At 51.2% G+C, this 11,599-nt stretch carries 9 protein-coding genes; all 9 read left to right on the top strand.

The window, feature by feature from the left end; all coding sequences use genetic code 11:
• Positions 1-68: 68 nt before the first annotated feature.
• The 9 genes from E7747_RS06455 to E7747_RS06415 all read left to right on the top strand — a co-directional run bounded on the left by E7747_RS06455 (position 69) and on the right by E7747_RS06415 (position 11,539).
• Positions 69-749 carry an ABC transporter ATP-binding protein gene (locus E7747_RS06455; protein ID WP_123613599.1) on the top strand — a complete coding sequence of 227 codons (681 nt, stop codon included), beginning with the start codon at positions 69-71 and terminating at the stop codon, positions 747-749.
• Between the two features lie 90 nt (positions 750-839).
• Positions 840-1,403 (top strand): response regulator transcription factor, encoded by a 564-nt coding sequence (locus tag E7747_RS06450; RefSeq protein WP_136414849.1) that lies wholly within the window; start codon positions 840-842, stop codon positions 1,401-1,403.
• Between the two features lie 39 nt (positions 1,404-1,442).
• Complete coding sequence (locus tag E7747_RS06445) at positions 1,443-2,687, top strand: sensor histidine kinase (RefSeq protein WP_136414847.1); 1,245 nt, start codon at positions 1,443-1,445, stop codon at positions 2,685-2,687.
• A 266-nt stretch (positions 2,688-2,953) separates the two neighbouring features.
• On the top strand, positions 2,954-5,614 hold the full coding sequence (locus E7747_RS06440; protein ID WP_136414845.1) for a SusC/RagA family TonB-linked outer membrane protein: 2,661 nt from the start codon (positions 2,954-2,956) through the stop codon (positions 5,612-5,614).
• Positions 5,611-6,339, top strand: coding sequence for a hypothetical protein (locus E7747_RS06435; RefSeq protein ID WP_136414843.1), 729 nt, complete (start codon positions 5,611-5,613; stop codon positions 6,337-6,339). Before E7747_RS06440 ends, E7747_RS06435 begins: the two co-directional genes overlap by 4 nt.
• Positions 6,257-8,239, top strand: coding sequence for a RagB/SusD family nutrient uptake outer membrane protein (locus tag E7747_RS06430; RefSeq protein ID WP_136414841.1), 1,983 nt, complete (start codon positions 6,257-6,259; stop codon positions 8,237-8,239). Before E7747_RS06435 ends, E7747_RS06430 begins: the two co-directional genes overlap by 83 nt.
• A 90-nt stretch (positions 8,240-8,329) precedes the next feature.
• Positions 8,330-9,103: a hypothetical protein gene (locus E7747_RS06425; protein WP_136414839.1), complete on the top strand. Its 774-nt coding sequence runs from the start codon at positions 8,330-8,332 to the stop codon at positions 9,101-9,103.
• A gap of 29 nt (positions 9,104-9,132) precedes the next feature.
• A complete protein-coding gene (locus tag E7747_RS06420) occupies positions 9,133-9,735 on the top strand; it encodes a hypothetical protein (RefSeq protein WP_136414837.1) in 603 nt (200 codons plus the stop codon).
• Between the two features lie 232 nt (positions 9,736-9,967).
• On the top strand, positions 9,968-11,539 hold the full coding sequence (locus tag E7747_RS06415) for an ATP-binding protein (RefSeq protein ID WP_228449275.1): 1,572 nt from the start codon (positions 9,968-9,970) through the stop codon (positions 11,537-11,539).
• Positions 11,540-11,599 lie beyond the last annotated feature (60 nt).

Raw genomic sequence — 11,599 nt, 5'->3', positions numbered from 1 at the left:
ACTTTTAAAATCCGCTCGATAATTCACATTTTATACCCACGCTCCTTAACCATTAAACAATAAAAAAGATGATTAAAACAACGGCTATTTCAAAATATTTCCGCACTGACGAAATCGAAACCATAGCACTCAACGGTGTCAACCTCGACATCGCTCCCGGTGAATTTATCGCTATCATGGGCCCAAGCGGGTGCGGAAAATCTACCCTGCTCAACATCATCGGACTCCTTGACTCACCGACATCCGGAAGCTACAAGCTAAACGGACGTGAAGTATCAGCCCTAAAGGAAAAAGAACGCGGGCAGATTCGTAAAGGCCATATAGGCTTCGTGTTCCAGAGCTTCAACCTCATCGACGAAATCGACGTGGCCCACAATGTCGAACTCCCGCTGACCTATCTCGGCCTCAGCCGGAGCGAACGTCGCAAGCGCGTGGGCGAAATGCTCGAAAAGGTCAATATGTCACACCGCGCCTCCCACCTCCCGCAGCAACTTTCGGGCGGTCAGCAGCAGCGTGTAGCCATCGCACGCGCCCTTGTGACACATCCACGCCTCATCCTTGCCGACGAACCTACGGGCAATCTCGACTCGAAAAACGGACGTGAAATCATGGAATTGCTCTCCGGGCTAAACCGCGAAGGCACCACCATCGTAATGGTCACCCACTCCGACCGCGACGCAGCATACGCCTCACGTGTCATCCACCTATTCGACGGCACTATCGTTGGCGAAATCCAGAAAAAACAGTAGATTTGCAGTCACATAATCCCCGACCAATACTTTATACTTAGTACTTAATACTTAGTATAAAGTACTTAACATTTCGAACACTTAAACAAAATGACCCTCCTCGTTGTCGACGATAACCGCTCGGTGCTTGCCGCAGTCAGACTTCTGGCAGAAATAAAGTTTGACCGCGTTCTCACCACCACCTCCCCCTCACGCATCCCCCAGCTGCTGCGCGAGGAGAAGCCATCATGCGTATTGCTCGACATGAACTTCAGCTCACCCGTTACAAACGGCAACGAGGGCCTGTACTGGCTGAGCGAAATCCGGCGCCTCTCCCCCACCACCCCTGTGGTCCTGTTCACCGCCTATGCAGAAATAGAGCTGGCCGTCCAAGGACTGAAAGACGGCGCTGCCGACTTTGTGACCAAACCGTGGAACAATGCCCGTCTCCTCCAGACACTCCTTCATGCCGCAACACAGACTGGCAATCAACCTCACAACCGATCCGACGACAGCCCGGTCAATCCGCCCGCAACGACGCTCGAACAGATGGAACGACGAATGATCTCTGAAGCCCTCGCCGACAACGGCGGCAACCTCTCGGCAACCGCCGAGAGGCTCGGAATCACCCGCCAGACTCTCTACAATAAGCTAAAGCGCCATCACCTACAATAAGACGTTCAGCGTCCATCGCCGATACTCCACCTCCGACAAGTGACAACAGCCCAGACAGCCATACTCACCATCACCGCTATCCTCCTCATCGCATGGGGAGCATACACGGCCTACCGTTACATCACCCGGACACACCGCCAGCTCAGAATGTTGCTTGAAGCAATCGAATCGGCCGACACATCGCTCCGCTTCCCGGCCAATTCCGACAGTGAGGTCAACGCCACCCTCAACCGCATAGCACAAAGCCTTTCAGCGCTCAGAATCCGAATCTCAGAAACCGAAAAATACTACGAATCGATAACCGGCGCCGTGGCTACAGGCGTGATAGTCATCACCCCGACAGGCCACATCATCCTCGCAAAACCCGCTGCCCTCAGTCTGCTCGGCCGTCAGGCGCTAACCCGCCTCTCGGCTCTCTCGGATTCATGGTCCGAGCTGACCCGGCTCCTTGACGGCCTCCCCACAGGACTCAACGCAACCGTCCGCAATCTCGCCGTAAAGACCTCGGCCTTCACCCGCCACGACGGCCTCCGCCTGCTCATCGTCACACTCGACGACATCACCCGTCAGCTCGAAGACACCTCCGTAGAAACATGGTCGGAAATGAGCCGCGTGCTCACCCATGAAATCATGAACGGCATCGCACCCGTAGTCTCCATCGCCGAAACCCTCCGTATGCGCTACGAAGGCGACAACGACTATATGACCCGCGGACTCGACGTGATAAGCAGCTCGACGCGCGGCCTGAAAGATTTCGTCGGTAACTACAGGCGCATATCATCGCTTCCTCTACCCGAAAAATCACTGTTTGACATCCGCCCTCTGATTGAGGACTGCATAAGCCTCGCGCGCGCCGGATTCAGCGCCCCAACAGACCTTTATCCCGACACCATAGCTCCTGTAAGCCCCCACAACCCCGATTTCATTGTCTCCCTGCCCTCGGTGTCGCTGACCCTGTTTGCCGACCGCGGCCAGTTGCGGCAAGTAATAGTCAACCTTATTAAAAATGCTGCCGAGGCCGGAGCGGCACTCATCGCAATACGCGCATCCATAGCCGACACCTCAATCCGCATCGAAATCGAAAACGACGGCCACCCGATCCCCTCAGACATCGCCCCGAGGATTTTCACACCATTTTTCACCACCCGGCCACAAGGCTCAGGCATAGGACTGAGTCTAAGCCGGCGGCTCGTCATGGCAAACGGCGGCTCGCTGTCGCTAAGCTCAGCCCCGGCCGCAACCCCGACCAGATTCTGTCTGACTCTGCCAGCAAAACAATCCTGAAACAATAAGTATTCTTTGGTTGCGGACAATAAGGCAGTCTGAAAATCACCATTTTTTGACCTTTTTGTCCCCTATGCGGGCACAAAATGACCATTTTCGGACATTTTTCTAACTTTTTAGTGCAAAACTGTTGTCTGATTCGAAAAAATTTACCTACATTTGCCATTATTTACCAAAATTGCCTTAAATAACTTTTATCAGTATTTAATCGTAGTCAATAATTCGTCAATAATTTTTCACACTCAATCTCATATTTAACCAGCATCATGAAAAGAAACTCCAAGGCTCCTGTGTCAGGGTTCAACCCCGTGACCGACAGGAAGCTGGCATGCACAGCGCTTGCTTTATGCCTTATGGGTGGTGCAGCTCAGACTGTTCAGGCTTCTGACAGTAGGGGGGGTCAGCCCGTTGAAAGCCAACAAGTTGCAACAACACAGCGCGTTACAGGCGTGGTCCTCGACGAAAACGGCGAACCCATGATTGGTGTTTCCGTACTTGAAGAGGGAACAAAAGTCGGTGTGGCAACCGATTTCGACGGCCAGTTCACACTCAATGTCCGCCCCGGCGCAACTCTCCATTTCTCATACATCGGCTACAAACCCCAGTCAGTCAAAGTTGACGGACGCAGCTCTATCGAAGTCACAATGGAACTCGACTCCAATGTCCTCGATGAAGTTGTGGCAATCGGCTACGGTACTATAAAAAAACGTGACCTCACAGGTGCTGTCGCATCGGTAAAGAACGAAGACATCACCCTCTCGCCAACCTCAAACGCCATGGACGCTCTCCAAGGCAAGGTGGCAGGTCTCGACATCACCCGCGCGTCGGGTCAGGCAGGTGCCACTCCGTCAGTGCAGCTGCGTGGTAACCGTTCGTTTACCGCATCGGGCACCCCCACCTATATAATTGACGGCATGCCCGGCGACATCAACACCATCAACCCGAATGACATCGAAAGCATCGAAGTGCTCAAGGACGCATCTTCGACTGCAATCTACGGTTCGTCAGGTGCAAACGGTATCATCATCGTTACCACAAAGAGCGGTAAGGAAGGTAAGACGACAGTCAACTTCAACGCCTACGTCGGTGTCAACGGATGGTCGACAGTGCCTAAGGTCTACAACTCACGCGGATTTTACGAACTGCGCAAGCAGGCAATCACCGCCGGCGGCGGCCCGACCGATCCGACTGACATCCTCGGCAGTGCGGCCTTAGCCTATCAGGGCGCGCTCGACCTCAATCCGAATCTCACAGTTGACTCATGGCTTGGCGCCAACTCCATTGACTGGACCGACGCCCTTCTCAAGACCGGCGTGACGCAGAACTACTCCGTTTCGGTAAGCGGCGGCACAGAGAAGACCAAAGCCTACTTCTCGCTCAACTTCTCTGACGAGGAAGGACAGTACTCCAACGACAACAACAAGATTTACTCTACCAACATCCGCATCGACCACAAGGTGCGCAGCTGGCTCGACCTCGGTGTCAACCTTCAGGGCAGCTACACCTACCGCAACTCGGCCTATGCCAAGCTCGACCGAATGCTCACACAGAGTCCGATCGGTTCTCTCTACGACGAGGAAGGCAACGTGAACCGTACACCGGTAGCAGGAAGCCAGGACGCGAGCCTCCTGCTCAACAATAAGAGCAACTACCGCAACAACTACCAGCAGACACGCATCTACCTCAACCCCTACATCCGTGTCTCCCCGTTCAAGGGTTTCTCATGGGAGAGCCGCCTAAACGCGACGCTCCACTACAACACCCACAACTACTTCCAGGGTGAAGGCTCATACAACTACTATGCCGACAGCCAATCCACCACTGTAGAAGGGACCAACGCCCATGTGAAGGCTTACGTCGACCAGGACAATTACGCCAACTATAAGTGGGAGAACATCCTCACCTATAATTTCATCCTCAACCGTGACCATAACTTCACCCTTACAGGTGTTACATCATGGAACCACAACCGCATGTCAGGCATATACGGCGAGGGCACAAATCTTTCATCAAACTCCTATCTGTGGCACAACCTCAGCGAAAACAAAGCTAACATTGCAAACACATTGGCCAAATCGGAATATGTGATGTCGAAGGGTCTCGGTTTCGTAGGTCGTATAAACTACTCATTCGCCGGCAAATATCTCGCAAGCGTGTCTGTACGCCACGACGGCTCGTCGCGCCTTGCCGATGGAAACCGCTGGGACACCTTCCCTGCCTTCTCGCTCGGATGGCGCATCTCCGATGAGCCCTTCATGAGCAAACTGCGTGGCAGCTGGCTCGACAACCTCAAGTTGCGCGTCGGCTACGGTGTCACCGGTACCGCCTCTATCGACCCCTATTCAAGCTTCTCGTCACTCATCCCGGGTATGACTATCCTCGGTGGCGGACTCGCCGATACAAGCTACTTCACCGAGAACATCGCCAACCTCTCGCTCACATGGGAGAAGTCAAAGAGCTGGAACTTCGGTCTCGACGCAAGCGTGCTTAACGGTCGCATTGACCTCACAGCCGACTACTACCGCACAAAAACCGAAGGCGTAATCTACAGCCGCCTGTTGCCTGTCAACAACGGTTCGTTCAATGCCTCGACACAATACAAAACAAATGTCAACATCTGTGAGACCCTCAACCACGGTATTGAACTCGCAGTAACAGGCCGTCCGTTTATCGAGCGCCGCCCCGGCGACTTCTCATGGACCATCAACGGTACATTTACTGCCAACCACGAGGAAATCACCCGGCTCATGACACCCGATCAGGAATACATGACCAACGGAGACGGCGGCCCTGTATACTACAAAGGTTATCCTGTCAACTCATACTATCACTACAAGCTACAGGGCACATGGAAAACTTCAGAGGCTGAAGACGCCGCAGTATTTGGCTGCAAGCCCGGTGACCTCAAGGTATATGTACCGGTATGATTCATGACGGCCCCGGTCAGTTCTCACGTTGGGAAGATGTCGAAGGTGCCAACGGTGAAATCGAGCGCAAGCTCGTGCACTACGATGCCGATAACCGTTACACTATCAGCGGCAACGACTATCAGGTACTCGGCCACAACTCTCCGGACTGGACTTTGGGTCTGAAGAACACTTTCACTTACAAGAACTTTGACCTATCGGTATATATGTATATGCGTTTCGGCCAGACAATCAAATACGACATGCTCGGCTCATATGATCCCTCAGCCTCATCGAACTTCCCCACCTACTTTGACTATTGGACTGAGGCGACCGGTGACCAGAACCACTACTTCCCCGCACTCAACAGTAGCAGCGATATCACCAGCTATACCGGTTACTACGCACTGCAGTTTGTCGACGGTTCATACTTCAAGATTAAGAACATCACACTCGGCTACACACTGCCCGAAAACATCATGAAACGTGCCGGTATCAGCAAGCTCCGCGTCTACACCACACTCACCAACCCGCTTGTAATCGCCAAGAGCGACCTGCTCAAGGACTACGATCCTGAAATGAACGGCAGCCTCAATTACCCCTTACCAAGCAATTTGTTTTCGGTCTTAATCTCACATTCTAAAAACAACCACAGCAACAACAATGAAAAATTTTCTCAAATATACATTAGTGGCGCTCGCGGGTTCCACTCTCGGCCTGACTTCATGTGGTCTCGACGAGTATAACCCCTCGGCCGGCAATGAGACCGTCGACTCATTCGAGACTTGGAAGGGTCTTGCCACTTACTGCTACTCACCGCTCGCCACACAGCTCTACAGCGTCTATGACTTCCTGAGCGTGGCCGAAGGCGGAACCGACATGTGGCTCTGTCCCTCCGGCAACCGCGACTATGCAAAGCAGCTTATTTATTACGACGGACTCACCACCAATACCAATGCGTCCAACAAGCTCTTCAAGCAGGCATATACCACGATTCCCTCCTGTAACTCTGTGATAGCCAATGCCGACAAGGTAGTGGGTGGCACTGAGGAAGAAAAAGCTAAAATCGTGGCCGAGGCCAAGACTCTCCGCGCTTTCTATAATCTCCTCCTTGTCACATACTACGGACCCGTGACCCTCACCACCGAGGAGGTAGGCAATGTGAACACAAAACCCGTCCGAAGCACAGTAGAGGATTTCTACCAATCCATCACCACAGATCTAAAGGAGGCAGCCGAAGCCCTCGATAACACTCCTGTCGACGGCAACTATGCCCGCGTCACTAAGAAGACCGCCCTCGGCATCCTGGCCCGTGCCTACGCACAAGGCGCTGGCGAAGGTCTCCAAGAGGACGGCAAGTCATACTGGCAGCGTGCACGCGAAGTGGCCGAGGATATTATCACCAATTCCTCTGCCTACAACGTCTATCTCTATGACAATATCGACGACCTCTGGGCGCAGGAAAACAACCGAAACAACAAAGAGGCTCTCTTTATCGCATCAGGAGCCAACGCCACGCTCTCAGACATGAAAAACTACTATGTGAAGAATAACCTCTTCACATATACCATCTGTAACCCCAACAAGCTCACCGACCTCTACACAAGGAGCGATAAGGGTAACTACTACCTCGGACGCACAAACAACAATACATTCGCACCCTCGAAGTATTCTATCGACGTCTTCGATCCCTCTTGGGACCGCCGTTGGGAAAACACTTTCATGACCGCCTTCGGCATGTTCTCCATGACTGACCCCGACCACCAATGGGTAGGCCCGTATGCCGGCACATGCGTCACAATCACTCCTCCCATTGTCAAGAAGTATGGCATCAACACAAAATTTACCGGCAAGAAAATCTATCCGTACATCGATATGAAAGTGGTCGAGGGCGGTGCCTACAACCAGTATGTCCCCTCCGGCGTGTGGCCTAAGGGTGAGACCTCCGGTAACCCCGACAAACTCTTGCAGGTCAAGAACGCCTATGTTGTTGACTATCCCGTGGCTCTCGACGACAATCGTTTTGCTATCGTGATGTCAAAAGAGACCCGCACTCCCGAAGAGAAAGCTCAGAGCCAGTATTTCACTCTCAATATCGATGACCTCTACGGCAGCAGCGAATACTCAACCGAGTTCAAGACCGAGCAGTTTGACGGCACAAACTCTTATCAGCTCTATCCCTCGCTTATCAAGTTCAACTGGTGCTACAACGGTTCATGGGGCAGCGGTCTCAATACAAAGAATGGCGACATGATGATTATGCGTACAGCCGAAATCTATCTGATTGCAGCAGAAGCATGTCAGCAACTCAATGATCCAGCAGCTGCAGCGAAATATCTTGAGCCCCTGCGCATACGTGCCACACGTCCCGGAGCAACCACTCCCGCGCTCGGCACAGTCACCGAAGACGTTATCTTCGATGAATATGCCCGTGAAATGGCAGGTGAGCTTAACCGTTGGGCACTCCTCAAGCGTCACCATGCCTTCGAAGACCGCCTTGCTAAATATAACAAACGCGCTGCCAAATTCTTCAACCCGGAAAGGCACTATCTCCGCCCGATCTCGGCTGACTTCCTCAACCAGATTGACAATAAGAATCAGTACGGTGACAACGGCTACGGCACTACTCCCGGCAAAGGTTTCTAAATCCAACCAGACAACTATAAAAAGCCCCGGCCTTTCGGCCGGGGACTTATACTCCGATAACAGCTTATAATTCCTAATAAAAAAATTACTATGAAGAAATTTTTACTCTTCTCAGCTGCGTCAGCCATGGCTATCGCCGCTACCGCACAGACCGTTATTGTCCCTCCTACAGTAGCTGATGCTCAGACAGCAGGCTACGAAGCTCTTTGGGGTGACTACAAGTACGGCTATGTACTCCCCAATGAAACTCAGCTGGTTGACAACGATGCTATCAAAGTCGTTATGAACAACGCAAGCACAGCAAAACCCGGAGCGAATATCAGTATGTCAGGCATCAACACTACTTTGTTTGACAGATCATTCCAAATGGGTTCTGCCGCAGGTTATGGCTCTGCCGATCCTATATATGCCCTTGAAGCTCTTTCTGAAGGTATCAAGCAGCCCTACGCTATCTTTACCGTAGAGGCTAAAGTCGGCGGCGAACTGGCATTGTTCTCCAACCGTGGCTCGAACAAATACACCATGTATGTATGGGATGCCACAGTCAATGAAGAAGTAGGTGCCTACGTTCTCGCAAGCTCATCGCACATAACTGACACCAAAACCCTTATCAGCAAGGCAACTGTCGGTCTAACCGAAGGTCACAAATACTATATTTTCGGCTCTGAGACAGGTGCGAATATCAACCTGTATGAGATAGTATATACACCTTACTCATCAGAAAAATATTCTGTAACTGAATTTGACGCAACCAAATACTCGACTGCTATCCTTCCTCCCTCCTTGGATGATGCCAAGGCTGCCGGTTATGAGGCTCTCTGGGCGACTATAAGTATGGCTATGTACTTCCCAACGAGACTGTAGTTGCCGACTCCGAAGACCTGAAAGTAGTGATGAACAATGCCAGCACTGCCAAGCCCGGTGCAAATGTCAGCATGTCAGGCATCAACACCACACTGTTCGATAGAGCATTCCAGATGGGTTCTGCCGCAGGTTATGGTTCTGCCGATCCCGTATACGCTCTTGAGGCTCTCTCAGAAGGCATCAAGCAGCCCTATGCTATCTTTACCGTAGAGGCAAAGAAAGGTGGCGAACTGACATTGTTCTCCAACCGTGGTTCAAACAAATATACTATGTATGTATGGGATGCCACAGTTAACGAAGAAGTAGGTGCCTACGTCCTCGCGAGCTCGTCGCACATAACTGACACCAAGACTCTTATCAGCAAGGCCACCGTCGGTCTAACTGAAGGTCACAAATACTATATTTTCGGCTCTGAGACAGGTGCGAACATCAACCTGTATGCTATGGGCTATAATAACTACAGCGCTCCCAACTACGGTTACACAGCTGACTCTGAAACAAGCGGAATCGCTGACATCATCATCAACGAACAGCCCCAGTCTGACGTTATCTACAACGTTCTTGGCCAGAAAGTCGACGAGAACTACAAGGGTCTCGTAATCAAGAACGGCAAAAAATACATTCAGCGATAACAACGGCACTGCGGTCGCATGAAAACCCGACCTCAGGACTTGAAAACGTACCCAATGACTAAATGTCATTAGCCTACGAAGTTTAATCAGAACAACAACTTCAATTCTCTTAATATTTACATGACGTAATAATGAGTATCCCCCGCCACTGCGTGAGCAGCGACGGGGGATTTTCTTATAGTCCGGAAAAGCGCGATTGGAAATAAAGAATTTATTTCATATCTTTGCTTTCATGATGACACCGGCATACAAATTTCCTATAGGCATACAGAATTTCCGCGACATACGCCGGAACGGCTATATATATGTCGACAAGACAGGCTATATCCGCCGACTTGTCGACACCGGTAAATACTATTTTCTGAGCCGTCCCCGCCGATTCGGCAAAAGCCTGCTGATGTCAACCATCGAAGCCTATTTCAAAGGGTGCAAAGAACTCTTTGAAGGTCTTGAAATCGCCACATACGAGAAAGAATGGAAAGAATATCCGGTGTTTCATCTCGATTTGTCAGGCGAGAACTATAACGACATCCCTACCCTGACCAAAGTGCTCAACTATTTCTTGTCGGAAATCGAGAAAAACTACGGGTTGTCGGAAGACGGTCACACTGTAGCTCTGAGATTCAAGAATGCAATCAAAGGCGTTTATGACAAGACCGGCCGACAGGTAGTGATACTTGTCGACGAATATGACACGCCCCTGACCCAAACTCTGACCTCACCGGAACTGCAGGAGGAATTCCGCAACATGCTGAAAGGATTCTACGGTGTGATGAAATCAATGGACGGCTACATCAAACTGGCCATGCTCACAGGAGTCACCCGGTTCAGCAAAGTAAGCATATTCAGCGATCTCAACAACCTGCGCGACATATCATTTCTTCCTGAATACAATGCCATCTGTGGCGTAGCAGAGTCTGAAATAGTCAGCTACTTCACTCCCGCCATCAGTTCGTTCGCGGACAAACGAAATATCCCGGTCTCAGCAATGGCCGAAGAACTCCGTCGCAACTACGATGGCTACCGATTCGCAGATCCCGCAGAATGCGAAGGTATCTACAACCCGTTCAGCCTACTCAACGCACTTGCATCGGAATCGATCGGAGACTATTGGTTTGAAACGGGCACACCTACGTTTCTGGTGAGACTGCTACAGAAAAAAAACTATCCGCTCGACCGGCTTAACAAAGCCGAAGCCTCACAGGACGAACTTAAAGGCCTCGACCTCGCAATGGCAGGAATAATTCCGTTGATGTATCAGAGTGGCTACCTGACAATCCGCGACTTTGACCGGCAGTTCGGCCTCTATACCCTCGGCTTTCCGAACAAAGAAGTCGAACGCGGTTTTCTCAACTTCCTCTTTCCCTACTACACATCAATCCGCAACGGAAACGGGACATTCGCCATCCGCGAATTCACACGCGACATCAGTAACGGAAATGTCGACAGCTTCATGCACCGTCTTCAAAGTCTATTCGCCGATTTTCCCTACGACCAGATACGCGAGACGGAACTTCATTTCCACAATGTCCTCTATCTCGTGTTCACGCTCTTGGGCTATTATACACGTACCGAATACCGTAGCAGCCGCGGACGAGCCGACCTTATCGTCAAGACCGACTCCCGGATTTTTATTTTTGAATTCAAATTGGACAAATCCCCGCGTGAGGCCATCGAACAGATTGACCGCATGGGTTATGCACTCCCATTTTACTCCGAAGGAAAGGAAATCATCAAAATAGGAGTCAACTTTTCGTCCACACTCCGCAACATCGACAGTTGGATTGTCGAAAAATACGATTGACATCAACGACAGGACTGAGATTTTTCACAAAGAGCGGAATTAAGTAGCTGTTTAAAGAAA

It is taken from the genome of Duncaniella dubosii (genome assembly GCF_004803915.1).
Classification (GTDB): domain Bacteria; phylum Bacteroidota; class Bacteroidia; order Bacteroidales; family Muribaculaceae; genus Duncaniella; species Duncaniella dubosii.
The sequence above is the reverse complement of the archived record's forward strand: the minus strand, read 5'-3'. Positions and strand labels throughout refer to the sequence as shown.